Below are 24,887 nucleotides of genomic sequence, written 5' to 3'. Positions count from 1 at the left end.
GGCAACTCCTGTTAGTTTCACCAACGACATCACCAGGGCCGCTGCCGCAGAGCTGAAAAGATCATCAAAAAGATCATCAGCACGTTTGGAACTGGCGGCGCAGCCCGCTTCACGATGAAGTCGCAATGGCTTATGTTGGAAGGGCCAAACCTTGAAATTATAACAGATGGCCCTGTTGCCGACAAGCATTGCAGCGCAGCAATCTTCCGCATCCTCCTTACTTGGATGGCTTGATATCAAAGTAGACAGAATTTTTTCTGAACAAATGGAAATTGCTTTGCACGCTCTGCTCCCACTCATTTGTCCCCATTTTCGTAATCACCCCGCCGTCAATCTGCCAAGTCATGCTGGCCCCGCTGCTGTTTTGCCATTCAATCTTGGCTTCATCGTGACAGACATAGTGCATCGTGTGCGTTTTTTTCTTGAGAAAGCCGGCATAACCTATCAGGGTGATGTTGTCGGCCTTGGCGTCCGCTAACAGCTTGCCAAAGCGCTCAGCAAACGGGGTCTGCAAGGCGCCGCGATAGTCTTGACGCACCTTGGTTGCACTGCAGCAGCAATAGGCGTGAATAGTCAGCGGCGCGGATGGCGTCAGTGGCAAGCCTTCTTCCAACAACTGCGCCAGCAATTCCTTTTCATTCACCGGCGTCATGCCTTTGCCATGCGCGCCAATCGCACTGCCGGCATTGCCATGCCCCACCAGATACAGCACGCCGCCCTTGCCCAGCTCATCCAGACCAGCCTTGCCATTATTCCAGGCCTCACGGCTGGAGCTGTTATAACTCATCAATTCACTTACTGAGCTGTAGATAATGTAATCATCATCGGTCGTGACGGAGCGCGGGGTCGGGGTGTAGATAATGCAAGGCATGGCGTTTCCTTTCATGTCAAAAACCTGCCAGCAGCGGGGCTTGTGTGTTGGCTGGCGATGTCAGGATTGTGCAGGCCAAATGTGGAGTAATTGAGGAGCGCTGATGCTCTCGGAAAAAGCGCGGAAGTCAAGGCCGGCTATGAATTGCATATGCCGGCGACGGCCCCGCCGGCATGCCTGGCTCAAGCAGTCAGCGCTGCAATGCCGGCCTTGGCGATTTGCGCATCATCGGCAGATTTGACGCCGGACACGCCAACCGCCCCGACGCAATGCCCAGCCACCATAATCGGCACGCCGCCTTCCAACATGCCCTCAACCAAGGGCGCGCTGAGGAAGGAATAACGGCCATTATTGATGCTCTCTTCATAAATCCGGCTTTCGCGGCAGCCCAGCGCAGCAGTTTGCGCCTTGGCCGGTGCGATGTGGGCGGAAATCGGCGCCACGCCATCCATGCGCTGCAACCACAGCAAATGGCCGCCGGCGTCCACAATCGCAATCACCACCGCCCAGCTGTTTTCCAGCGCATGCTGTTCCGCTGCCGCTGCGATTTTTTTCACATCGGCCAATTCAAGTACAGGTTTGTTTTGCATCGCTTCTCCATTGCATCAAAAAACATCGGAAGTTGATTGTACGCGCAGCGCAGCCGGCGTGCGCGAAAGTCCGCTAAACAGCGCGAAACAGGCTTTTGCAAGCCGCAGTGATCAGCATCACATTTATTGGGGACACAACAGAGAAAAATGCGGTGGCAAGAAGTTGAATAAAATCAATGCGCAAGAGAACATCAGTACTGCTTTTTGCCAATCAATCAGAAATAATTGCCATAAGGAAAAATATTAACACCATCAAGCCAGGATGGAGAAACATTTTTCATACAACTGTAAAAATTTTTTTGACATGCGGCTCTAATTCCCTTAAAGTGCCCCGGTGTTTGTTTGAAAGGTTGCAGCGATGACAAGACTGACCACCCGTGAGAGCCTCTCAGCCAAGACTGGCGTTCTGAGCAAGAAGTCCCGTTACGGCCTGTGCGCCTTATTGGTCGCGGTCTCCCTGCAATCGATGGCGATTGAAAACGACCCGCTGGGAGCCGCACTGGCCAGCATGCAAGCCAGCGCAGCACCCTCCACCTCCCCGGCTGCCGCCACCCCACCCGCCACTGATGCCAAACCCCTCGGTAAATTGCAAGACATCACCAGCCGCGCTTCGGAATTGGTGATGCAGGCCATGGGTATGTTGGGCGTGAATTATCGCCGTGGCGGCAATGTGCCGGAAAGCGGCTTTGATTGCAGCGGTCTGGTGCGCCATGTGTTCAAAGAAGCCTGGGGCAACACCCTGCCGCGCACGGCAGAAGAAATCAGCCGCGTCGGCAAACAAATCATGCCGCAGGATTTACAACCGGGCGATCTGGTGTTTTACAACACCATGCGCAAAGGTTTTTCCCATGTCGGGATTTATCTGGGCGACAATAAATTCATTCATTCCCCCTCTTCCGGCGGCCAGGTGCGCATCGAAAGTATGGACTTGAGCTACTGGAAACAGCGTTTTAATGGCGCACGCCGTATCGAAGACCAAAAAGCTGCGGCCGCCTTGAGCAATATGGCGGGCAATGCAGCGGCGGCCTCTTCAGCCTCAGCGTCTGCACGCTGACTTTCCGCCAATCCAACTCAAGCGGCCTCTTGGCCGCTTTTGTTTTTCTGCCGCCGCTATGCCAAATCTGTTTGAAAACATTCCACCTGCGCTGACTGAGGAATTATTCACGCCGCTGCTGCAAAGCGGCGAGATCATGCTTGAACGCATCGTCTCGCAAGGGCAGACCGCGCCGGCGCAAGGCTGGTTTGAACAGGAAAAAGATGAATGGGTGATGGTGCTGCAAGGCGCAGCCCAATTGGAATGGGAAGACGGTCAGCGCTGCGACTTGAAGCCGGGCGACTGGCGCTGGATTCCCGCCGGCTGCAAGCATCGCGTCAGTTGGACTGACCCGGCGCAGCAGACCGTGTGGTTGGCGCTGCATATGCCTCCGGAGCCAAAATAATCCCCCCCCGGCATCCTGCTGGATTGACACATGCATACTGGCGGGGCCGGATGTAAGCGCAGTCTGGCGATTCAGTCAGCAGTACGCCCAGGTTCTTCTGTATGCCCGTCTTGCGGCGTCTGTAGCGCTTTTCTCGCGCGTGGCGTGCGTTTTGGTTTGGCTGGCGCAGACGCATCGGCCACCGCCTCTGTCTGCTTCGCCTTAGCCGACTTGGCCGGTTTAACCGGTTTAGCTGCCTTTTCCGCCCCGGCAGGCTTCACTGCCTTGGCTGCGGCGCGACGGCGCGCTTTTCCCTCGCTGGCCGGCTTTTCACCAACATCAGACGCGACAACAGCTTTGGCGGCTGCCAGCAATTCAGCATGCGCTTCTGTCATCATCTCGGCAAAATCAGCCAGATCCGGCATCGCACGGCGACAGGCGATCATGCCGATATCGAGTTTGCCGGCATAGCTTTGCACGGTGATATTCAAGCCCATGCCATGCGCCACAATCGACACCGGGAAGTTGCTCAGCATTTTGGCGCCGGCCAGATATAAATCCATTTGCGGCCCCGGCACATTGGAAATCACCAGATTCGCCAGCGGACTCATGCGGTCAGCCAGACGCGAGCGCGCATAAAAAGAGGTTAAGCCGGTCATCAACCAGGGCAGGCCGATACTCGGCAGATTGGTCGGCAAAACCGATTTCACGCTGCCCAGCGTTTTTTTCAGGGTCTTGGCGTGGGCATGGATGCGCTGCAAACGTTTGACAGGGTCGGCGATATTGCTGGCCAGATGCATGCGCATCATACTGACCTGATTATTCAAATCGGTATTGCCCTCTTGGCGCAGGCTGACCGGCATCGCCGTCAACAGCGAGCGCGAAGGCAGCGCCGCATGCCGCGCCAGCCAGGCGCGCAAAGCGCCGCTGCAAGTCGCCAGCACCACATCATTGACACTGACCTCAAACGCCTTGGCAATCGCCCTGACTTCATTGAACGGCAAACTGGCGGTGGCAAACAGGCGTTGATTCGTGACTGATACATTCAAGGGGGTGCGCGGGGCAAAACCGACGCCGGTTTTGGCGTGTTCCTGGCCGCGCGCCTCCCAGGCATGTTTGAGCAATGCGCCGGCGGCTTTGACGCCCTGCGGCAAGGTTTTGGCGATCTGCACGCTTTGGCGCCAAGCGTCTTGCGCGGCGGCGCTCAATAATTCGCTGACGCTGGGTTGATACGCCTGCTTGCGCTTGAGCAAAGGCGGCGGCACATCGCGCGGCACAGGAGAAATATCCAGCAAGACTTGCGCTAAGGCCGCAGCCCCCTGACCATCGAGGGCGGCATGGTGAATCTTGGAGTAAAACGCCGCCTGGCCGTTTTCCAAGCCCTCAAATATATAAAACTCCCACAAGGGGCGGCTGCGGTCGAGCAGGCTGGAATGCAGGCGCCCGACATAAGCTTGCAATTGCGCCAGGCTGCCGGGCTTGGGCAAGACGATTTTGCGCACATGGTAATCCAGGTCCAGCGCATCATCTTCAATCCAAACCGGGTTGGCTAATTCAAACGGCATCAAGGCCAGCTTGCGCGTGAAAATCGGCGCCAGATGCAAGCGCTGCTGCACATGGCGCTTCACGACTTCGTAAAAATCGCCGTCAAAACCGCGCGGCAATTCAAACAGATTCATGCCGCCGACATGCATCGGCATTTCCGGCGTTTCCATGTGCAGGAAACTGGCGTCAAGCGCGCTTAAATATTGCATTTTCATGGGAATTATTCGTCTTCCGCTTCAAAATAACGCACCACCATGGCCTCGGGAGCCTGAGCGCGCGCCAGTTGCGCCTGTTGGCGGCGTTGTGCAAAGAAATCTTTCAGCAAATCGCTGCAGGCTTGCGCTAACACGCCACCGGAGAGTTGCGCATGATGGTTGAGTTTCGGCTCGGCAAACAAATTGGTGACAGAACCACAAACGCCGGTCTTGGGATCGGAGGCGCCATACACCACGCGCGCCAGACGCGCATGCATCATGGCCCCGGCGCACATCGCGCACGGCTCCAAGGTGACATACAACTCGCAACCCGGCAGGCGGTAGTTGCCAAGCAGCGTTGCGGCGGCGCGCAAAGCCATGATTTCGGCATGCGCAGTCGGGTCGCCGCTGCCAATCGGCTGGTTAAAGCCGGTGGCGATGATCTGACCGTCTTTCACCACCACTGCACCGACCGGCACTTCGCCCAAGGCCCAGGCGTTATGCGCCTGGCTCAAGGCTTCGCGCATATAAATTTCATCATTCATCATTCACCTCCGCCCAACAGTTCGGCGTTTCGTGCAAGACCAGCTTTTTCAAGCGCAGGCCGGTGCCGTAACGGTCGCGGTAGGCGGCTTTCAGAATGTCGAAGGCGGTTTGCGCCAGGTTTTCCACGGTGGGAATGCGGCTGATGATGACGGTTTTATGCCCCGGCAGGCTTTGCAAAAACTCACGCACAGCGTGATCTTGCTCATAGACTAAAAACGCATGATCCCAGACGTCCACCAAATGCTGTTTGGCCAGCACTTTGACATCGGAAAAGTCCATGATCATGCCATTATCAGAATTGCCCTCCAGTTCAATCACTTTGCCCTGCAAGGTGATTTCGAGGGTGTAACGGTGGCCGTGCAAATTGCGGCACTGGCTTTTATGGTCTGGAATGCGGTGGCCGGCGTCGAATTCCAGTTTGCGGGTAATCGTAATCATATTGTATTCCTGGCTGCGCTCAGGGGATTTGCAGCAGTTTATGTGTTTGCAGGCTCAAGCGCCAGCGCGGCATGTCCTTACATGTCTGAATCGCCAGGCGCAGATTCAAATCACGCCCGGCGCTATCCATGGCCTGCAGAAAAAAGTGTTCAAAATCAAGGCCTTGATAATAATGCAAATCCTGCAGCAATCCCGGCTTGCTTTGTGGAATGACCACTTTAATTTCATTGCCGCGCGTCACCACCAATTCCGAGCCTAATTTGGGCGAGACGCAGACCCAGTCAATTCCGGGCGGCACCGGCAAGGTGCCATTGGTTTCTATCGCAATCGTAAAACCCTGCGCATGCAGCGCATCAATCAAATGCGCATCAAGTTGCAAGAGCGGCTCGCCGCCGGTGCACACCACGTAGCGATGGCCCTGCCCTGCCGGCCACAAGCTGGCCAATTTCTGCGCTAATTCATCCGCGCTGGCAAACTTGCCGCCGTCCACGCCATCCGTGCCGACAAAATCGGTATCGCAAAACTGGCACACCGCAGTGGCGCGATCCTGCTCGCGCCCGGTCCACAGATTGCAACCGGAAAAACGGCAAAACACTGCAGGCCGCCCGCTTTGTGCGCCTTCTCCCTGCAGGGTGTAAAACATTTCTTTGACGCTGTATGTCATAGCCTTCTCTCAAAACAAAACCCCCTCAAACAGAGGGGGCCGTGCATTGTAATGTATTTGTGCGGCGCTTGGCGGCTGGCGTGAAATCTGCAGCCGCCAGCAAAAATCATGGCCAGCTCTGCCCGGCATGCACAAGCGCCAATATCCAAACTTCCTCATGATCAATCTCATATACCAGACGATAGTTTTGATGCACGATCAATTCACGGGTGGCATGAAGCAGGCCGACACGCCCAAACATGGGATGCACGGCCAGTTTTACCGCTGCCTCACTAAACGCCTCATCCAATTTGGATGCCGCTTGCGGCTTATTTTGTACAATCGTGAGCCAGATCGCTTCACGGTCTTGCAGCGCCTGCGGCGTCCAGATTACTTTCATGCCGTTTTTACGGCAGCCCGCCTGGCCGCAAACATGGCCTCCACTTCATCATTATCGTGACCAACGCCGGCTTGCATGGAAGCGCGCGCCGCCGCCACTTTCTGACTCAGAAAAGCCTCATACTCACGCGCCTGACGCTGGTTCTGCACAAATTCGCGCATCAGTTCCCGCATAATCTGCGAAGCAGGCCGATGCGCCGCTTACGCTTCCGCCAAAAAGTCGGCGCGCAACTCTTCTTCGAGCTTCATCGTAAAAACAGCTTCTTTAGACATGGTCTCATTCCCTGGTTTGATACGAAAGAAGTATATACGTTTTCATAACGTCATACTGCACTTCAACACGCCTTAAAAACCTGACGCCAGGATGCATCCCCGGCGCATAAAATAGATAGCGAAAGGAGTCGCCATGACAACACGCAACGTCATCATCGCCGGGGCCAGCGGCCTGGTGGGGCAGGAAATCTTAGCCGGCTTGCTGGCCGACCCAACGGTGGGCCGCGTCCACAGCCTGGGCCGCCGCCCGCTGGCCGCCACGCACACCAAATTACAGTCGCATGTGGTGGATTTTCACCATCTGCCCGCCCTGCCGCCCGCTGATGAAGTGTATCTGGCGCTGGGCACAACCATCAAAATCGCCGGCAGTCAGGCGGCTTTCCGCGCGGTGGATTTTGACGCCAATCTGGCGGTGGCCAAAGCCGCGCTGGCGGCCGGAGCCACGCGCGCGGGACTGGTCAGCGCCATGGGCGCGCATGCCAGGTCGGCCGTGTTTTACAGCCGTGTCAAAGGCGAATTGGAAGAGGCTTTGCAGGCGATGGCGTTCACCCGTCTGGTGATTGCGCGGCCTTCGATGCTGACGGGCGACAGAAAAGCCCTGGGCCAGCCTGAGCGCCCCGGCGAAGAATGGGGCGCAGCGGCCGGCAGGCTGTTGGGCTTTTTGATTCCGGCGAATTACAAGCCGATAGGGGCGCAGCCGGTGGCCAGGGCTTTATTGCAGCATGTGCCGCATGGGAGCGGGCTTGAGATCCTGCTGTCCGGCGCCTTGCGGGCGCATGCTTAAGCGCTGCGCCTTGACCATCGCCCAGTTGCAAGATCACTGCCCTGCAACCGCCTTGGCGCGCGCCGCGTGCAGTTTGCGGTAGCTGTCAAGCTTGCGCGCATGCCGCTCCAGTCCGTCGAGTTGCATGCTGGTCGGGGTCAGGCCGTAGAAACGCACACTGCCATCCACCGAGCCGATCACCGCGTCCATGCGCGCATTGCCAAACATGCGGCGCAAATTGGCTTCGTAGTCTTGCAGCGCAAGTTCATCATCCAGCGCAATTTCCAGCACGGCCTTCATGGCTTGATAAAACAGGCGGCGCTCGACCGTGTTGTCGTTGTATTGCAAGAATGCGCCGACCAGATCCAGCGCCTCCTCGTAATGCTGCAATGCCAGGTGAATCAGCAGCTTCAATTCCAGCACGGTGAGTTGGCCCCAGACTGTGTTTTCATCAAACTCGATGCCGATCAGGGTCGCAATATCGCCATGCTCATCCAGCTCATTGTTTTCCATCCTGTCCAGCAACGCCTCCAGCTTGTCATCATCCAGCTTGTGCAGGTTCAGAATATCGGCGCGGAACAGCAAGGCCTTATTGGTGTTGTCCCACACCAGGTCTTCGACCGGATAAATTTCTGAATACGCAGGAACCAGGATGCGGCAGGCAGTCGCCCCTAAATGCTGGTACACCGCCATATACGATTCTTTGCCAATCTGCTTGAGGATGCCAAACAAGGTGGCGGCTTCCTGCACGTTGGAATGCTCGCCCTGGCCCGAGAAGTCCCACTCGACAAACTCATAATCGGCCTTGGCGCTGAAGAAGCGCCAGGACACAATCCCGCTCGAATCAATGAAGTGTTCGACGAAGTTGTAAGGCTCAGTCACGGCTTCGCTGCTGAAGGTGGGCGGCGGCAAATCATTCAAGCCTTCAAAGCTGCGCCCCTGCAGCAGCTCGGTCAGGCTGCGCTCCAAGGCGACTTCAAAGCTGGGATGCGCGCCAAAGGAGGCAAATACGCCGCCGGTGCGCGGATTCATCAAAGTCACGCACATCACCGGATACTGCCCGCCCAGCGAAGCATCTTTCACCAGCACCGGAAAGCCCTGCTCTTCCAGCCCCTGAATGCCGGCCAGAATGCCGGGATACTTGGCCAGCACCTCTTGCGGCACATCGGGCAAGGCGATTTCGCCTTCCAAAATCTCGCGCTTGACGGCGCGCTCAAAGATTTCTGACAGACATTGCACCTGCGCTTCGGCCAGGGTATTGCCGGCGCTCATGCCATTGCTGACAAACAGGTTTTCCACCAGGTTCACCGGGAAATAGACAGTTTCGCCATCCGACTGGCGCACGAAGGGCAGCGCACAAATGCCGCGCGCCTTGTTGCCGGAATTGGTGTCGATCAGGTGCGAGCCTTGCAACTCGCCTTCCGGATTAAAGATATCGAGGCAGTATTCGTCCAGGATCTCAGGCGGCAGCGTATCGCGCTTGCCCGGCTTGAACCAACGCTCTTCGGGATAGTGCACAAAGGACGCATTGGCGATTTCTTCGCCCCAATATTCGCCGGCATAAAAATGGTTGCAACTGATGCGTTCAATGTATTCGCCCAGCGCCGAGGCCAGCGCGCTTTCTTTGCTCGCCCCCTTGCCATTGGTGAAACACATCGGCGAATGGGCGTCGCGAATATGCAGCGACCAGACATTGGGCACGATATTGCGCCAGGAGGCGATTTCAATCTTGATGCCCAATTTGGCCAGCGTCGCGCTCATATTGGCGATGGTCTGTTCCAGCGGCAAATCCTTCCCCTGGATGCGGGTGCTGGTTTCGTTAGTCGGTGAAACCGCCAGCAGCGCTTGCGCATCAGCATCCAGATTCGCCACTTCTTCAATCACAAAATCCGGCCCGGCCTGCACCACTTTTTTGACCGTGCAGCGCTCGATCGAGCGCAGGATGCCGATGCGGTCTTTCTCTGAAATGTCTGGCGGCAACTCGACTTGAATCTTGAAAGTCTGCTTATAGCGGTTTTCCGGATCGACAATATTGTTATGGGAGAGACGGATATTCTCGGTCGAGATATCGCGCGTATTGCAATACAGCTTCACGAAATAGGCGGCGCACATGGCCGAGGAAACCAGAAAATAGTCAAACGGCCCCGGCGCGGAGCCGTCGCCCTTGTAGCGGATCGGCTGGTCTGCGATGACGGTGAAGTCGTCAAATTTGGCCTCAAGACGAAGCTTGTCGAGAAAATTTACCTTGATTTCCATGGGGATTCCAAAATTGGTGGGCAAAATGCGTAAGGCCGTATTATCGCCCAAGGCGGGGATGAAGGATGCTTTACAATGTGGCGTCCTGTAACTCTGCCCCCTCACACTATGCACATCTGGGTTGATGCTGACGCCTGCCCTGCCGTCATCAAGGATATTCTGTACCGGCTGGCCGAGCGCCGCCAACTCCAGCTCACCCTGGTGGCCAACCAATTGCTGCGCGTGCCCGGCTCGCGTTTCATCCGCGCATTTCAGGCGCCAGCGGGCGCGGATGCGGCGGACGCCGAAATCCTAGCCCGGCTCAACCCCGGCGACATCGTCATCACCGCCGACATTCCATTAGCTGCGCAGGTGCTGGAAAAAGGTGGTCTGCCGCTCAATCCGCGCGGCGAGTGGTACACCAAGGACACGATTGCCCAGCAACTGAGCATGCGCGCCTTCATGGAAGAACTGCGCGGCGCCGGCGTCGATACCGGCGGCCCGGCCCCGTTCAACCAGGCCGACCGCCAAAACTTCGCCAATGCGCTGGATCGGGAATTGGCGCGCCGGGCGAAGTAATCACCAACACAGGAAATACAGAAAATATGCTGATTATCACCATCAAACAAGGCAAGGAAAAACGCTTGCTCGCCGGCGACCCGCTGATTTACGCCACCGCCATCGAAAAAGTCGAAGGCACGCCGAAGGAGCGCAATACGCCGGGCAGCACAGCGCTGGTGCAAACCTCAGCGCGCCAATTTCTGGCGCGCGCCGCCTATAACGCCAAATCCCAGGTCGCCGCTGCGCGCGTCTGGACCTTGCGCGAAGACGAGCCGATCGACCACGCCATGATCAAACGGCGCGTGCAAGCCGCCTTCAGCAAACGCGCCGCCGCACTGCAGGCTGCCGATCCGCAGGACTTGTTTTTGCTGATTGACGGCGAGCAGGAAGGCTTGCCCGGCTTGCTGGTGCAGAGCTATGGCGGCCCTGATGGTTATCTGGTGTGCCAGTTCAACGCTGCTGGCGTCGAGCTGTGGAAAGTGGCGATTGCGCAAGCCCTGATCAAAGCCACACAATGCAATAACGTCTATCAGCGCGGCGATACGCCCATGCGCAAGAGCGAAGGCTTGCCGCCCATCCAGCGCGCGCTGGCCGGCGACGAGCCGCCGCAGCGCCTGATGGTGCGCGATGGCGGGCGGCTGCGGCCTATGGATATCCGCACCGGGTTTCACTATCCGAAATAAGGGAATTGAACAGATTCCGCGCAAAGCAAGCCGCGCCTCATCGGCGCGGTTTGGCCTTTACCGGCGTCCACTTCGCCGCCAGCACGCCGCCAACAAAGCCAAACAAATGTCCTTGCCAGGAAATGCCCGCTTGCCCCGGCAGCACGCCCCATAGAGCGCCGCCATACACAAAGGCCACCGCGACAGACAGTAAAACAGCCATCCAACTGCGCTCAAAAAAACCGCGCGCCAGCAAAAAACCCAGATAGCCGAAAATCATGCCGCTGGCGCCGATATGCACCGTGTTACTCGCAGCGACCAACCATGTGCCCAAGCCGCCAATCAGCATCACCAACAAGCTGACCGTCACAAAATCCCGCATGCTGCGCAGCATCACAAACCAGGCCAGGACGGCAAAAGGCAGGGTATTGGCGATGAGATGTGTGAAATTGCCATGCAGAAATGGCGCCAACACGATTCCGCGCAAACCTATCAAGCTGCGCGGCACAATGCCATATTGATTGAGCGCACCACGCAGCACAAAATCGACCACTTCTTCAAGCCACATGAGGCCAATCAACAGCGCCAGGACTTTGGCTTGAATCGAAATTGCGCCGAGGATGCCGTGTTTTTTGTATTGGTTCATGGCTTTGTTTCTTTGGAAATTTCTGAAATCATTAGAAGGAAATTAATGCATTGATGGAAGCCGCCCGCTGTCGCAATACATGCCAAAACAGAATTCCTCCTAAGTTCCCAAGAGAACCAGACGGGGCTGGTGCACTCACTGCCAGCTCCTATCCATTGTAAGACACGATTTGTCGGCTTGGCCAAAGTCAAATGTCAGACGATCCTCACCTTTGCTGCCTCCAATTTGACGCACATGGCGATGCTGTTTGGGTGGCCTTTGTCGGGCATTGGACACCCTCAGTCCGTCTGGAGAGAGAGAAAATGGTCTGAAAAGTTGGAAAATGATGATTCTCCGAAATTATTGATTGTATTTTTAAAATATTATTCTGAAAATGATGCATTAATGAAAATATCAGCGGAAATTTTCCAGTTCTCAATGTATCCACTCAATGAGGACGTGAGAATTTCAACGCCCTGTGACAGCCTGTCCGTAGCACAGCCTTCAGATTTACCGGCTGAGATTAAGCCCTGCCCTGTTCCCACTCCGCACGCAAGAGTGCATACACACACATATCGCGATAACGCCCGCGCACAAAATTCGCGCCACGGCTGACGCCTTCTTTGCTGAAACCGCATTTCTGCGCGACCCGCTCTGAAGCGACGTTGTCAACATCCATGCGGATTTCCAAGCGGTTGATCTGTTGCGTCTGGAACAGATAATCCACCAGCATACCCACGGCGGTGCTCATCACACCCTGACGCCGCATTGCCGTCTGAAACAGGACATAGCCGATTTCACGCGCACTGAAATAGGGGGTGGATTTGAAGTGCCATAGCGTGCCGATGATCTCTCCGGCTTCATTGAGCAAGAGCAGGCGCTCAAATTCTTCGCTGGAAAAGCCGTCTTTTTCATAAGCAGCGATGAATTTCCGGTGAGAGTGCAAGCCGGCTGGAAGATATTCCCCGCGCGCCTGCAAATCGTTGATCAGATGCCAGAATTGTTCCAAATCATGTTGGCGGATGTGGCGCATATGCACGCCATCGCGGGAAAGCATGGTGTTCTCCTTTAACCGGCCAGGGACGCCGGCTGCTGTATCTGCCTATCTTGCCATGAATGGGCGGGGATTTCCTTCTGCGGCATCGCTGTTGCAGGCTTTTTCGCGACGCCCATCGCATGCAAGCCAGCACAGGTCTTGGTTTGTTCACAGTGGATGTATGGCCCAGCTTAAAAGACTGCCGGGAACTTGTCCTATTTTTCAATAAACAGATGTTGATTTTTGTATTTGATACGTGTACAGTTAAATTATTGAAAAACTGTTTTCATCGCAGGAGATGATCATGAGGCAAACCTTAATCAGCAGCGCCGTTCTGGTGTACACCTTGTCCCTGGCTGCCTGGCTGTGCCTGTCAAACAGCAATTTGTTATAAAGCAGCACCCGTTTCTTGACACAGGCTGCGACGCACGGACGGGCATACGCAAAAAAGCCGGGACATGCCCGGCTTGTATAGCGCTGCTTTGATACAACGTTTATTGTGTTGCCCCCATTTGAGTGGCGCGCTGTCGCGCTGATTGCGCTTCTTGCAATTGGCTTTCTCTGGCTGCCGCCGGAATCAGGGTTTGCCAGCCGGCCATATGCTGTTCGGCAATATCAGCCAAGGCGGCGATCCAGGCTGGATTTTCATTCAGGCAGGGGATGTAGTGAAATTCCTTGCCGCCGGCCTGTACAAATTCCTGCTTAACTTCCAGCGCAATTTCTTCCAGCGTTTCCAGACAATCGGCGATAAATCCGGGGCAAAACACATCAACCCGGCGCACTCCCTGTTGCCCCAGCGCCTGCACTGTGGGCGCGGTATAAGGTTGCAGCCATTCCGCACGCCCAAAGCGTGATTGGAAACAGACTTGCACCTGTTGCGCTGACAGGCGTAAAGCTTCGGCCAGCAGGCGGCCGGTTTTATGGCATTCGCAGTGATACGGGTCGCCCAGATCCAGGGTGCGGCGCGGCATGCCATGAAAACTCAAAATCAGCTTATCCGGGCGGCCATGCACTTCCCAGTATTGCAAAATCTGTTGTTTCATCGCGTCAATATAGGCGCTCTGATCATGATAATTGCGCACCAGGCGCAGCTCTGGCAGATCGCGCATCCTGGCATAGTGCGCAAACACTGCATCATAGGTCGAGGCGGTGGTGGCGCCTGAGTATTGCGGGTAGGCCGGCAAAATCAAAATACGACGGCAACCTTGCAGTTTTAATGCCTGCAGGCCTTGCTCAATCGAAGGATTGCCATAGCGCATGGCGGGCAGCACGATGATATCGCGGTGCCCGCGCGCGCCCAGGGCGCCTTGCAGGAGCTGCGCCTGTTTTTCGGTGTGCACCCGCAGAGGCGAGCCGTCTTTATCCCAGATGCTGGCGTATTTTTTGGCCGAGGCGCCGCTGCGGAATGGCAAAATCGCACCATGCAAAATCAACCACCAGATCGGGCGCGGGATTTCCACCACACGCGGATCCCACAAAAATTCTTTCAAATAACGCCGCAATGCGCTGGCAGTGGGCGCGTCCGGCGTCCCCAGATTCACCAGCAAGACGCCGGTTTTGCTTAACTGGCCATGGCTGTATGGCGCTTCTTGCATAAATCGCATAAATCCTCTCAATTGCATGCCACCATCTGCTGTCGCCGGCCTTGGGGCATCTCATAAAACAAAAGCGCCCGCTGTGCGCGGGCGCGATCAAAGCATCACAACGGTTTATTCGACCGCTTTGACCATATCTTCCAGCACCTTCTTGGCGTCGCCAAACACCATCATGGTTTTATCCATATAGAACAGCTCATTGTCCAGACCGGCGTAACCGGATGCCATTGAGCGTTTATTAACAATGATGGTTTTGGCTTTGTAGGCTTCCAGAATCGGCATGCCGGCAATCGGCGATTTCGGGTCTTTCGCCGCCGGGTTGACCACGTCGTTCGCGCCTAACACCAGCACCACATCGGTTTGGCCGAATTCGCTGTTGATGTCTTCCATCTCAAACACCTGGTCATACGGCACTTCGGCTTCCGCCAGCAGCACATTCATATGGCCCGGCATACGCCCTGCCACCGGGTGAATCGCATAGCGCACATTAACGCCGGCATGGGTCAATTTTTCCACCAATTCCTTCAGTGCATGCTGCGCGCGCGCCACTGCCAGACCATAGCCCGGCACAATGATCACGCTCTCGGCATTAGTCATCAGGAAGGCGGCGTCATCTGCCGAACCGGATTTCACATTGCGCTGCGCTTGCGCACCACCGCCAGCGGCTGCGCCCGCATCGCCGCCGAAACCGCCCAGAATCACATTAAAGAAGCTGCGGTTCATCGCCTTGCACATGATGTAAGACAAAATCGCACCGGAAGAACCAACCAGCGAGCCGGCAATGATCAACATCGAGTTATTCAGCGAAAAACCGATGCCCGCCGCCGCCCAGCCGGAATAGCTGTTCAACATCGACACCACCACCGGCATATCCGCGCCGCCAATCGGAATGATGATCAAAACGCCTAGCACAAAGGCAATCGCGGTCATCAAAATAAACGGTGTCCAGGCTGGCGCCGCGCCACTGGAGAAACAAAACGCCAGGCCCAGGCCAAGCATCACCAGCGCCAGCGCCAGATTCAACATATGCTGGCCGGCAAACACCACCGGCGCGCCCTGGAACAGACGGAATTTATACTTGCCGGACAATTTGCCGAAAGCAATCACCGAACCGGAGAAGGTGATGGCGCCGACAAAGGTGCCGATGAAGAGTTCGAGCCGGTTGCCAAACGGAATCGCTTCGCTGGCGTCTTTCACAATCGAGAACGCAAACGGCTCAGCCACCACGGCCACGGCAATACAGACCGCCGCCAAACCGATCAGCGAGTGCATGGCCGCCACCAGTTCCGGCATCTTGGTCATTTCGACCCGTTTCGCCAGCGTGGCGCCGATGCCGCCGCCCACCACCACGCCCAGCAGCACCAGGCCAAAGCCCAGAGTGCCGGAGCCGGCGTGTTGCGATTTGAGCTTGAGCAAAAGCCCGAGCGTGGTCACGGCGGCAATCGCCATCCCGGTCATGCCGAAAGCGTTACCGGTGCGCGCCGTGGCCGGCGAGGATAAGCCCTTCAAGGCCTGGATGAAGCAAACCGAGGCCACCAGATACAGCAGGGTGACGAGGTTCCAGCTGATGAAAGAGAAGTCCATTATTGGCCCCCTTCCTTGGCTGCCGGCTTATCCTTCTTTTTAAACATTTCCAACATGCGCCGGGTCACCATGAAGCCGCCAAACACATTCACAGCCGCCAGGCCGACTGCAACCGTGCCCATCACCTGCCCGAGCACCCCTTCAGTCTGACCAGCGGCCAACATGGCGCCGACGATGATGATTGCCGATACTGCATTGGTCACCGCCATCAAGGGCGTATGCAAGGCGGGGGTGACGTTCCAGACCACATGGTAGCCGACGTAAATCGCCAGCACGAAGATGATCAGGTTGATGATGGTGTGACTGACTTCCATGGCAAACTCTCCTATTTGCGTCCGGTGATCTGGTTCTTTTCGTTGACGAAAACAATCTTCGGACTGTAAGTGGCGATTTCCTCATCCGTCATCGGGGCATAGGCGCAGATGATCAATAAATCACCCAGCTGCACCTGGCGCGCGGCCGCGCCATTCAAGGAAATTTCCCCGCTGCCGCGCTTGCCGCGAATGGCGTAAGTGGAAAAGCGCGCGCCGTTATTGACGTTGTACAGCTCGATCTTCTCATTCGGGATGATGTTTGCAGCTTCAAGCAGATCCTCATCAATCCCGCACGATCCCTCATAATGCAAATCGCACTGGGTGACGCTGACGCGGTGCAGCTTGGCTCTCAACATAATTCTTTGCATGGACTTCTTACCTCATTTACGCAAAATTTCGCCAGCGTGACACATCAGGGTTGCTTTGATGATTTCATCTTCGAGATTGATCACCAGCTTGCCTTCCTTGTCGGCCAGCAGTTTGAAAAAATCGAGCAGATTGCGCGCATACAGTTGCGACGCATCGGCGGCCACATGGCAGGCCAGATTCGGTTCGCCTATGATGTGCACGCCGTATTTAGTGACAGTTTTACCGAGTTCAGAAAGGGGACAGTTACCACCCTGCTCCACCGCCAGATCGACGATGACCGAGCCTGGCTTCATGGCTTTCACGGTGTCTTCTGAAATCAGAGTGGGCGCTTTGCGGCCCGGAATCAAGGCGGTGGTGATGATGATGTCGGCCTGTTTGGCGCGCTCATGCACCAATTCAGCCTGGCGCCGCATCCAATCCGCCGGCATGGGACGGGCATAACCGCCCTCGCCTTTGGCGATTTCGCGCTCTTCATCGGTCAGATACGGCACATCAATGAATTTGGCGCCGAGCGACTCGACCTGTTCTTTGACCGGCGGACGCACATCCGAAGCTTCAATCACCGCGCCCAAACGCTTGGCGGTGGCGATCGCCTGCAGGCCGGCCACGCCCACGCCCATGATCAAGACGCGCGCCGCTTTCACGGTGCCGGCGGCGGTCATCAACATCGGCATGAAACGCTGGTAAGTATTGGCCGCCAGCATCACCGCTTTATAGCCGGCGATATTGGCTTGGGAAGAGAGCACGTCCATCGACTGCGCGCGCGTGATGCGCGGACAGGCTTCCAGCGCAAACGCGGATAAGCCGTGCGCCGCCATGGCGGCATTGTTCTCGGCATCGAAGGGATTGAGCATGCCGACCAGTGCGGCGTTTTTTTGCATCATGGCGCGCTCGCTGTCGTTGGGCGCGCGCACTTTAAACACCAGTTCGCAGCCCAAGGCGGCGGCGGCGTCCACCATTTCCGCCCCCGCTGCGGCATACGCGTCGTCAGTGATTGAGGCGCTGATGCCGGCGCCGCTTTGCACCAGCACCTGGTGCCCGCCGGCGCGGAGTTTTTTCACGGTTTCCGGCGTTGCCGCGACGCGGGTCTCGCCGGCCCTGGTTTCGGCAGGAATGCCTATTTTCATGAACTCCTCCTGTCTATCGAAAAAAAGCGGCAAAACGCTTGCGCATTTCGGCCCGCTTGCTGTCATCACAGCTGCGAATCAGCCCTGGAGCGTGCAGACCTCTATCGGTCTGAAAAGGCATTGCATGGCATCTTACACGGAAAAACCGGCGGAAAAATAGAACAGTCGTTCACAACAGTCATTCATTTTTGTTGCATAGCCACAATTCGATATTTCACACCGCTTGATCCCTGCGCCAAGCCTGCCATGGTAGAGAGTTTGCCAGGGCTTTGCAACCTGAGAAGATTGCTGCACGCGCATTGTTGCACGCAGCACAGCAATCGGGACTAAAAGCGGTATCAGGCTTTAAGTTTTGCAGCACAGCGCGCATGGCGCAGCTGGCTTTAGGCTACAATAGCGGGCTTTGCCTCCACCCGGTTGCAGCCACTTTTTTCAAAAACCGCCAAGCACGATGTCAAACGCCAGCCCGCCCCAACCCACCTGGAAGCCCGCCGTCACAGTCGCCGCTGTGATTGAGCATAATGGCCTGTTCTTGATGATTGAGGAAGAAACGCATGAAGGCTTGCGCATCAATCAACCGGCTGGCCATCTGGAGCCGGGCGAATCGCTGATTGAGGCCTGTGTCCGTGAAACGCTGGAAGAAACCGCGCACGATTTCACGCCGAATGCCTTAGTCGGGACATATCTGTCGCGCAATTTATCGAAAACCCAATACAAGCACCCTTCATTTTTACGCTTTGCATTTTGCGGCGTGATCGGCGCCGCGCACGCGCGCGCGCTTGATGAAGGGATTGTGCGCACCATGTGGATGAGCCGCGATGAATTGGCCGCCTGTCGCGAGCGTCACCGCAGCGATCTGGTATTGCGCTGTGTTGATGACTATCTGGCCGGCCAGCGCGCGCCGCTGGCCCTGGTGTACAGCGATCCTTCGGTATATCAAGGCGATGTGCAAGGGAGTCAGCAAGCATGAGCAAAAAAACTGTCGTGCTGGGCATGTCCGGCGGTGTGGATTCTTCTGTCGCCGCCTGGCTGTTGAAAGAACAGGGCTATAAAGTCATCGGCCTGTTCATGAAAAACTGGGAAGACGATGACGATAGCGAATACTGCTCGACGCGGGTGGATTGGATCGACGCCGCCAGCGTGGCCGATGTGGTCGGCGTGGATATTGAAGCGGTGAATTTCGCCTCGGAATATAAAGAACGTGTGTTTGCCGAGTTTTTGCGCGAATACCAGGCCGGGCGCACCCCGAATCCTGACGTGCTGTGCAATGCGGAAATCAAATTCAAGGCGTTTCTGGATCACGCCATGAGCCTGGGGGCGGACTTGATCGCCACCGGCCACTATGCGCGCGTGCGCGAGAACAATGGCCGCTTTGAATTGCTCAAAGCGCTCGACGGCTCGAAAGACCAGAGTTATTTCCTGCACCGCTTGAATCAGGCGCAGCTTTCCAAAACCCTGTTTCCGCTGGGTGAAATTGAAAAAACCCGGGTGCGCGCGATTGCCGAACAAATCGGACTGCCGAATGCGAAAAAGAAAGATTCGACCGGGATTTGCTTCATCGGCGAGCGGCCATTCCGTGAATTTTTAAACCGTTATCTGTCCTGGAAGCCCGGCCCGATCAAGAGTGATTCGGGTGAAGTTTTGGGTGAACATGTCGGCTTATCGTTCTACACTTTGGGCCAGCGCAAAGGCATAGGCATTGGCGGGGTCAAGTCGCGCGATGGCGGCGACGGCAAGCACGACGCCTGGTATGTGGCGCGCAAAGATATGGCTGATAACACCCTGTACGTAGTGCAGGGACATGATCATGCCTGGCTGCAAAGTACGCAACTGCGTGCGGAAAATATCTCCTGGGTCGCCGGCAGCGCGCCGGCAGATGGCGCATTAGCCGCCAAAACGCGCTATCGGCAAGCGGATGTGGCGGCGCATTTGCAAGCCGGCGCCGATGCTTTTTCACTCACCTTCCCGCAAGCGCAGTGGGCCGTGACGCCGGGACAGTCTGCCGTTTTATACCAAGGCGAGGTGTGCTTGGGCGGCGGCATCATCCACCACGCAACATAATCCAGCGCAAGCAGCGCAAAAAAAGCCTGCCGGCAGACAACACCGGCTGGCTTTTTTACCACATCATTTCCTCAATGTGCGCGTTCGCCGCCCAGATTGGCGCGCTGCAAGACGCGCAGCAAACGCGCTTGCAAGGCTTCATCGGCCAGCGCGACACAGCCCAGCATGGCCAAGGCCGATTTCTGTGACAGATCCTGGCGTCCTGCTTTGAGTGAGGATTGCAAGACTTGCACTTGCAAGGCCAGCCGCTCGCGCGCCAAGTTCGCCGGGCTGTCCAGGCCAAGTACGATTTCCTGACGCAACACGTCTTGCGCCAACTGGGCTTGCGCGGCCTGGGCTTGCTGCAGCCAGCGTGCGCGCCGGCTTTCCTCCTGCGCCGCCAGCGCATCATTCCAGCGCGCCTGCAAGACTTTGCCGCCATCTTGCATGCCGCGCGCCAGCGGCGGCAGCGCGTCCCAGCGCGCCTGCCAGGCGGCGGCGTCAGTTGCAGCACTCTGGGCCAATTCGGCTTCCAAACGCCAGCACAGTTCCAAGCGCAGCCACAAGGCTTGCTGCTGCGCCTGTTGCTGCGCTTGCTGTTGCGCATTCAGACGTTGTTGCAAGCCGTCTTGCGCTTTGCGCCAGCGGTTTTCCAGCGCACTTTCCTGGCTGCGCGGGACAAAGCCGATATCGCGCCAGGCTAAGCGCGCCTGTTGCAGCAATTCACGCAAAGCTTTGGCGTCGGCTTCCGGGGCGGCTTGCTCCAGTTTGGCGCACAGCTCTTCTTTTTGCTGCAGATGGCGGCGGCGCTCTTGCTGTTCGTGGTGAGCGCTTTCTTTTTTCTGCGCGAAAATCTGTTCACATCGGGCATGGAAGCGTTGCCACAACTCCTGTTCCACCTTGCGCTGCAGCGGCAAGGCGCGCGCATATTCCTGCCAACGTTCCTGCAGGCGGTGCAATTGTTCAAACGCGCCGCGCTGCTGGGCGTCGAGTTTTTCCAATTCGGCGATCAGGGCTTCACGCCGCGCCGCCTCTTTGTCGCGCTCGACTTGCAGCGGGGTCTCCAGCAGCGCCATGGCCTGCTCGTATTCTTTTTCCAGACGCTTTTTGTCTTTGCGCTCCAGGATCCCGAGTTTGCGCCATTGCTGTTCCAGCTTTTGGCAGTAAATTGCGATGGCGCGCCAATCCGGTGCGCCGTTCAAGGCCTGCGCAGCATATGCGCGGATGCCATCAACCAGCTCTTGCGCGGCTTGCGCATGTTGTGCGCGCTCTTGCGCCAGTTGTTTGAAGTGGGCGGCGGCCGGTGCGTAAGCGGTGCTGCAGGCGGCGTCGAATTTTTCCCATTGCGCGCGGTTGGCCGGGCCGGAAGCCGCGTCCAGCGCGCGCCAGCGTTCGCGCATGCTGCCGACTTTTTTGGCCAATTCGGTCAAGGGCATCTCGACCCCGATCATGTCTTCCACGGTCTTGATCAATTCTTCGCGTGAGACTTTGCCGCCCCAGCGCGCCCAGCTTTGCAGGCGGTGCAGTTCGGCGCGCGCCGCCAACAGGCGTTGCGCTTGCGATGGGCCGGGTTTGACCTGACGCAAATCGCGCAGTTTTTTATCCTGCTCAAACGCATCATGCAAAGAGCCTTCCACCAGCGCCGCTTCAAATGCAGACAGGGCGGCGGAAAATTCTTCTTTGGCGCGGTTTAATTCCGCCGGGGTGAGTTGCGGTGCGCGTTCTTTGGCCGGCTTGTCGCGCGCGCCTTTGTCGCGCCCTTCCGCCATGCCGCTTTCATCCTGTCCCGCATGCGAGTCTGGCGCAGCCTGGCTTTCTTCGCGTGCGGCCTTTTCAGCCGGCGCGCTGCTGTGCGGATGGAGTTGCTGCAAGATTTGCTGGAATTGCTTTTGCAAGCCGGCTTGCGCGGTCTGCGGCGCAGCCTGCAGCAAGCTGCGCCAACGCGCTTGCAGCGCATCACGCGCCGGGACATCCGGCGCAGGCGCAGGGACAGCTTGCGCATCGGCATCGGCATTTTCAGCCGCCGCTTCGCCCGCCACAGGCGTTTGGCGCGATTCACGCACGGCTGCCGCCAATGCGTCCCACTCTGCGAGCGCGCTCTGGCAAGCTTGCAGGGCTTGCTCGCCTGCCGCCAATTGCGCCTGCTGCTGGCGCAAATCGCCGGCCAGTTGCTGGGCCTGCTGCCACAACTGACGCGGCAGACTTTGGTTTTCGCGGCTGGCGCCCAATTCATCAAATTGCGCCAGAACCAGGCTGATTTGTGCGGCGTCGGCGGTGGCTTCGCGCATCGCGCCGACCAAGTCCAGCACGCGGCGTTGCAAGGCCGCCTGTTCTTGCAGGCGTTGCAATAATTGTTCTTTGAGTTCGTCAAAACGCGCTAATTGCGGCAAGTCCTGCGGCAGCCGGCCCAGGGCGTTCCAATTGCGTTCCAGTTCGCTTAAGTGATTGGGCAGAAATTTTTCATCCTGCAAGAGTTTTTCCGCCTGTTGCACGCATTGCGCGGCGCGCTCTTCGAGCTGGGCGCGGTATTGCAGTGCTTCCAGGCGCTGTTGCGCCAGCTTGGCCACGCGGCGGTCAATATTGCGCACCTTGGCCAAGACCTGCTGCAAGCCTTCGCGGCTGTGCACATGTTCAGCTGCGGCCAAGCGCGCGTCTGCGAATTCCGAGGCCAGGATAAATGCCACCGCCGCCGCTTCATTGCCGCCAAATGCGGCTGCCTGTTGCAAAGCAGCCTGCTTTTTTTCCTGTTGCGCCGCGCGCGCTGCGCCTGCGGCTGGCTCCGCTTGTGCGGCGGGAGGCGATTTCTTCGCTTCTTGCGCCATCGGTTTCATCTCCGTTTGGGCCGGTTCTTGGCGGCTGTTTTTGCGCTTGAATAGAAATTGGAACATGGAAAACTGGCCATAGGGTTCTGTAAGAACAGCAATCATAGCATTGTCACCCCTTTGCGCCGCAGCATTTTGCGCCGCTGCTGGAAACTCCCCGGATTTCCTCATGGAAAGCGCCAAGCAAGCAAATGTTTGCCGACTAAAGATAACTTTCATTTTTGCGTCATCCAGTTGCACAGCTGTGCGCTCTGACGTACCATGCAAGCGAATCGGATTGTCTGCCGTTGTGCAGGCGGACAATGTTGTCTGGCGGCTTAGCGATGTGACAGACTGCGATATGCATTCGCACAGCGCCCGCATGACCCCAAACAGCAGTTCCCGCAATCCGTTGTAGCGCCACATCTTTAAAATCCGGCAGCATGGCTGCATTGGGGAGACTTTATGTTTTTCACTGTTCTTGCGCGTGCGCGCAGTTTGGCGTTTTGCGCACTCGCCGGGGCCGCCCTGCTTGGCTTGGCGGCTTGCAGCGGCAATCTTGAACCGAGCGATAAAGACATCCGGCGCGCCGAGACGCTGCGCCCGAAAGCGGCGGCGCTGGCTGAGCGTTATGAGCGTTCCTGCATCACCTGCCATGCGCGTCCCGGGACAGGCGCGCCCTTGAGCGGACACGCCGCCGCCTGGAAAAAACCGCTGCAAAAAGGCATGCCGCAATTACTGCAAAGCGCGAAACAGGGCATCAACGCCATGCCGGCGATGGGCATGTGTCAGGATTGCAGCGACGCTGAACTTGAGCAATTGATCCGTTTCATGGCGGGGCAGGAATGAAGCCGCAGCGCGCACCACACAAAGCCGCGCGACAGCCAGCCTGGCGGCGGCGTTTTTTGCAAGCCGGCTTAGCTGCGCTCGGGGCCGGTTTGCTGCCGCTGCAGCCGGCCCGCGCCAGTGCGCTCAGCCAGGCCAAAGGCGCGGCGATGCAATGGAAAAACTGGTCGGGGATTGTGTCTTGCACGCCAAAACAGATCGCCACGCCGGCCAGCGAGGCGGAAATACAACAGATTTGTAAAAGCGCCAATCTCTTGCGGTGCGCCGGTTCCGGCCATTCTTTCACCCCGCTGGCGGCCAGCGATGCCGTTTTGTTGTCGTTGGACAAAATGAGCGGTTTGCTGGAAGTGGACAGTAAAAACCGGCTGGTGCGGGTGAAAGGCGGCACCCGTTTATTTCAGCTCTCGCGGGCGCTGGATGAACACAAGCTGGCGCTGCCGAATCTGCCCGATATTGATATGCAAACGATTTGCGGCGCCATCGCCACCGCCACCCACGGCGCCGGCGCGACGCTGCCGGCCCTGCATGCCCAGGTGCAAGGCTTTAGCTTGATCAATGGCCTGGGGGAAAAGGTGCGGGTCGATAGCGGCGGAACCCAACTGCTGCAGGCGGGCCGGGTTGCGCTAGGCGCCTTGGGGGTAATCAGTGAAGTCACCTTGCAGGTCGAGCCGGCCTTTAATTTACAGCGCAAAGTCTGGCTCAAGCCGCTGGAAGAGATGCTCAAGGACGCCCCGCAGCTGGCGCAAAAACACCGCCATTTTGAATTCTATTATCTGCCGCACACCGGTTACGCCGCCGCCATCGCGCATGATTTGTATCAGGGACAGGATGTATTGATGCCGCCGTCGCAAGACGAACAAATGCTGGCCGATTTGAAGCGGCTGCGCGACTGGGCCGGCAATTTTCCCAATATGCGGCGCTGGCTGGCGCAAAAACTGATTGATCCCAAGCTTGAGGAACACGCCAAAAACCGTTCCTACAAGCTGCTCTCGAATGCGCGCCCGACACGCTTTAATGAAAGCGAATGTCATGTCCCGCGCAAGCACGGCATCGATTGTTTGCGCGAAATCATCGCGCGCCTGGAACAGCGCAATGATGTGTTTTTCCCGCTTGAATTCCGCTTCGTCAAGGGCGACGAGGCCTGGCTGTCGCCGTTTTATCAGCGTGACTCCTGTTCAATTGCGGTGCATGCCCTGGCCGGTGAGCCGTATGAATATCTGGTGACTGAGCTGGGGCCGATCTTCCGCAAATACCAGGCCCGTCCGCATTGGGGCAAGCTGCATAACTTCACGCCCAAGGAATTGGCCGCGCTGTATCCGCGCTGGGATGATTTTCTGCTGTTGCGCAAGAGCATGGATCCGCAAGGCAAATTTCTCACGCCCTATTTAAAAACCCTGTTTGGCATTGCCTGA

At 57.3% G+C, this 24,887-nt stretch carries 25 protein-coding genes and 1 pseudogene; 9 read left to right on the top strand and 17 right to left on the bottom strand.

What is annotated here, in order from left to right; translation table 11 throughout:
• Nucleotides 1-217: 217 nt before the first annotated feature.
• Nucleotides 218-871 (bottom strand): hypothetical protein, encoded by a 654-nt coding sequence (locus V8J88_RS09305; RefSeq protein ID WP_338849138.1) that lies wholly within the window; start codon nt 869-871, stop codon nt 218-220.
• A 182-nt stretch (nt 872-1,053) separates the two neighbouring features.
• Complete coding sequence (locus tag V8J88_RS09300; protein ID WP_338849137.1) at nt 1,054-1,461, bottom strand: heme-binding protein; 408 nt, start codon at nt 1,459-1,461, stop codon at nt 1,054-1,056.
• A gap of 358 nt (nt 1,462-1,819) precedes the next feature.
• Between V8J88_RS09300 and V8J88_RS09295 the strand changes: the two genes are divergently transcribed.
• Nucleotides 1,820-2,515, top strand: a complete 696-nt coding sequence (locus tag V8J88_RS09295) for a C40 family peptidase (RefSeq protein ID WP_338849136.1) — start codon at nt 1,820-1,822, stop codon at nt 2,513-2,515.
• A gap of 58 nt (nt 2,516-2,573) precedes the next feature.
• Nucleotides 2,574-2,900: a cupin domain-containing protein gene (locus V8J88_RS09290; RefSeq protein ID WP_338849135.1), complete on the top strand. Its 327-nt coding sequence runs from the start codon at nt 2,574-2,576 to the stop codon at nt 2,898-2,900.
• A 71-nt stretch (nt 2,901-2,971) separates the two neighbouring features.
• Here the strand turns inward: V8J88_RS09290 and V8J88_RS09285 are convergent, their stop codons facing one another.
• The 6 genes and pseudogenes from V8J88_RS09285 to V8J88_RS09260 form a co-directional block, all read right to left on the bottom strand.
• Nucleotides 2,972-4,639 carry a wax ester/triacylglycerol synthase family O-acyltransferase gene (locus V8J88_RS09285; RefSeq protein WP_338849134.1) on the bottom strand — a complete coding sequence of 556 codons (1,668 nt, stop codon included), beginning with the start codon at nt 4,637-4,639 and terminating at the stop codon, nt 2,972-2,974.
• A 5-nt stretch (nt 4,640-4,644) separates the two neighbouring features.
• Nucleotides 4,645-5,163 carry a tRNA adenosine(34) deaminase TadA gene (gene tadA / locus V8J88_RS09280; RefSeq protein WP_338849860.1) on the bottom strand — a complete coding sequence of 173 codons (519 nt, stop codon included), beginning with the start codon at nt 5,161-5,163 and terminating at the stop codon, nt 4,645-4,647.
• Complete coding sequence (gene queD / locus V8J88_RS09275) at nt 5,156-5,602, bottom strand: 6-carboxytetrahydropterin synthase QueD (RefSeq protein WP_338849133.1); 447 nt, start codon at nt 5,600-5,602, stop codon at nt 5,156-5,158. The genes tadA and queD overlap by 8 nt, the downstream gene beginning before the upstream one ends.
• Before the next feature lie 19 nt (nt 5,603-5,621).
• The gene (gene queE, locus V8J88_RS09270; protein WP_338849131.1) at nt 5,622-6,266 is read right to left on the bottom strand and encodes a 7-carboxy-7-deazaguanine synthase; all 645 of its coding nucleotides are present in this window, start codon (nt 6,264-6,266) and stop codon (nt 5,622-5,624) included.
• A 106-nt stretch (nt 6,267-6,372) separates the two neighbouring features.
• Nucleotides 6,373-6,645: a type II toxin-antitoxin system RelE/ParE family toxin gene (locus V8J88_RS09265; protein WP_338849130.1), complete on the bottom strand. Its 273-nt coding sequence runs from the start codon at nt 6,643-6,645 to the stop codon at nt 6,373-6,375.
• Nucleotides 6,642-6,917, bottom strand: a pseudogene (locus tag V8J88_RS09260) (antitoxin of toxin-antitoxin stability system). Before V8J88_RS09260 ends, V8J88_RS09265 begins: the two are co-directional and overlap by 4 nt.
• 133 nt (nt 6,918-7,050) lie before the next feature.
• Between V8J88_RS09260 and V8J88_RS09255 the strand changes: the two are divergent.
• A complete protein-coding gene (locus V8J88_RS09255; protein WP_338849129.1) occupies nt 7,051-7,701 on the top strand; it encodes a nucleoside-diphosphate sugar epimerase in 651 nt (216 codons plus the stop codon).
• Between the two features lie 33 nt (nt 7,702-7,734).
• Here the strand turns inward: V8J88_RS09255 and V8J88_RS09250 are convergent, their stop codons facing one another.
• On the bottom strand, nt 7,735-9,936 hold the full coding sequence (locus V8J88_RS09250; protein ID WP_338849128.1) for an OsmC domain/YcaO domain-containing protein: 2,202 nt from the start codon (nt 9,934-9,936) through the stop codon (nt 7,735-7,737).
• Between the two features lie 108 nt (nt 9,937-10,044).
• On the opposite strand from V8J88_RS09250, the gene V8J88_RS09245 reads away from it, so the two are divergent.
• Nucleotides 10,045-10,494 carry a YaiI/YqxD family protein gene (locus V8J88_RS09245; RefSeq protein ID WP_338849859.1) on the top strand — a complete coding sequence of 150 codons (450 nt, stop codon included), beginning with the start codon at nt 10,045-10,047 and terminating at the stop codon, nt 10,492-10,494.
• Nucleotides 10,495-10,520: 26 nt separating this feature from the next.
• Nucleotides 10,521-11,159, top strand: a complete 639-nt coding sequence (locus V8J88_RS09240) for an SAM-dependent methyltransferase (protein ID WP_338849127.1) — start codon at nt 10,521-10,523, stop codon at nt 11,157-11,159.
• A 37-nt stretch (nt 11,160-11,196) separates the two neighbouring features.
• Here the strand turns inward: V8J88_RS09240 and V8J88_RS09235 are convergent, their stop codons facing one another.
• The 7 genes from V8J88_RS09235 to V8J88_RS09205 form a co-directional block, all read right to left on the bottom strand.
• Complete coding sequence (locus V8J88_RS09235) at nt 11,197-11,784, bottom strand: rhomboid family intramembrane serine protease (protein WP_338849126.1); 588 nt, start codon at nt 11,782-11,784, stop codon at nt 11,197-11,199.
• A 502-nt stretch (nt 11,785-12,286) separates the two neighbouring features.
• On the bottom strand, nt 12,287-12,820 hold the full coding sequence (locus V8J88_RS09230; protein ID WP_338849125.1) for a GNAT family protein: 534 nt from the start codon (nt 12,818-12,820) through the stop codon (nt 12,287-12,289).
• 473 nt (nt 12,821-13,293) lie between these two features.
• Nucleotides 13,294-14,403: a ferrochelatase gene (hemH, locus tag V8J88_RS09225; RefSeq protein WP_338849124.1), complete on the bottom strand. Its 1,110-nt coding sequence runs from the start codon at nt 14,401-14,403 to the stop codon at nt 13,294-13,296.
• A gap of 105 nt (nt 14,404-14,508) precedes the next feature.
• Complete coding sequence (locus tag V8J88_RS09220) at nt 14,509-15,978, bottom strand: NAD(P)(+) transhydrogenase (Re/Si-specific) subunit beta (RefSeq protein WP_338849123.1); 1,470 nt, start codon at nt 15,976-15,978, stop codon at nt 14,509-14,511.
• Nucleotides 15,978-16,292: an NAD(P) transhydrogenase subunit alpha gene (locus tag V8J88_RS09215; protein ID WP_338849122.1), complete on the bottom strand. Its 315-nt coding sequence runs from the start codon at nt 16,290-16,292 to the stop codon at nt 15,978-15,980. Before V8J88_RS09215 ends, V8J88_RS09220 begins: the two co-directional genes overlap by 1 nt.
• Before the next feature lie 11 nt (nt 16,293-16,303).
• On the bottom strand, nt 16,304-16,660 hold the full coding sequence (gene panD / locus V8J88_RS09210) for an aspartate 1-decarboxylase (RefSeq protein ID WP_338849121.1): 357 nt from the start codon (nt 16,658-16,660) through the stop codon (nt 16,304-16,306).
• 12 nt (nt 16,661-16,672) lie between these two features.
• Entirely contained in the window at nt 16,673-17,788 is a 1,116-nt protein-coding gene (locus tag V8J88_RS09205) for a Re/Si-specific NAD(P)(+) transhydrogenase subunit alpha (protein ID WP_338849120.1), read from the bottom strand.
• 451 nt (nt 17,789-18,239) lie between these two features.
• On the opposite strand from V8J88_RS09205, the gene V8J88_RS09200 reads away from it, so the two are divergent.
• Complete coding sequence (locus tag V8J88_RS09200) at nt 18,240-18,758, top strand: NUDIX hydrolase (RefSeq protein WP_338849119.1); 519 nt, start codon at nt 18,240-18,242, stop codon at nt 18,756-18,758.
• A complete protein-coding gene (gene mnmA / locus V8J88_RS09195) occupies nt 18,755-19,849 on the top strand; it encodes a tRNA 2-thiouridine(34) synthase MnmA (protein WP_338849118.1) in 1,095 nt (364 codons plus the stop codon). The genes V8J88_RS09200 and mnmA overlap by 4 nt, the downstream gene beginning before the upstream one ends.
• A gap of 71 nt (nt 19,850-19,920) precedes the next feature.
• Here the strand turns inward: mnmA and V8J88_RS09190 are convergent, their stop codons facing one another.
• Nucleotides 19,921-22,650 (bottom strand): DUF349 domain-containing protein, encoded by a 2,730-nt coding sequence (locus V8J88_RS09190; RefSeq protein WP_338849117.1) that lies wholly within the window; start codon nt 22,648-22,650, stop codon nt 19,921-19,923.
• Nucleotides 22,651-23,094: 444 nt separating this feature from the next.
• Between V8J88_RS09190 and V8J88_RS09185 the strand changes: the two genes are divergently transcribed.
• A complete protein-coding gene (locus V8J88_RS09185; protein ID WP_338849115.1) occupies nt 23,095-23,478 on the top strand; it encodes a c-type cytochrome in 384 nt (127 codons plus the stop codon).
• A complete protein-coding gene (locus V8J88_RS09180) occupies nt 23,475-24,887 on the top strand; it encodes a D-arabinono-1,4-lactone oxidase (RefSeq protein ID WP_338849114.1) in 1,413 nt (470 codons plus the stop codon). The genes V8J88_RS09185 and V8J88_RS09180 overlap by 4 nt, the downstream gene beginning before the upstream one ends.

The sequence above is a fragment of the Massilia sp. W12 genome, assembly GCF_037300705.1.
In the GTDB taxonomy this organism is placed as follows: Bacteria; Pseudomonadota; Gammaproteobacteria; order Burkholderiales; family Burkholderiaceae_D; genus JACPVY01.
The sequence above is the reverse complement of the archived record's forward strand: the minus strand, read 5'-3'. Positions and strand labels throughout refer to the sequence as shown.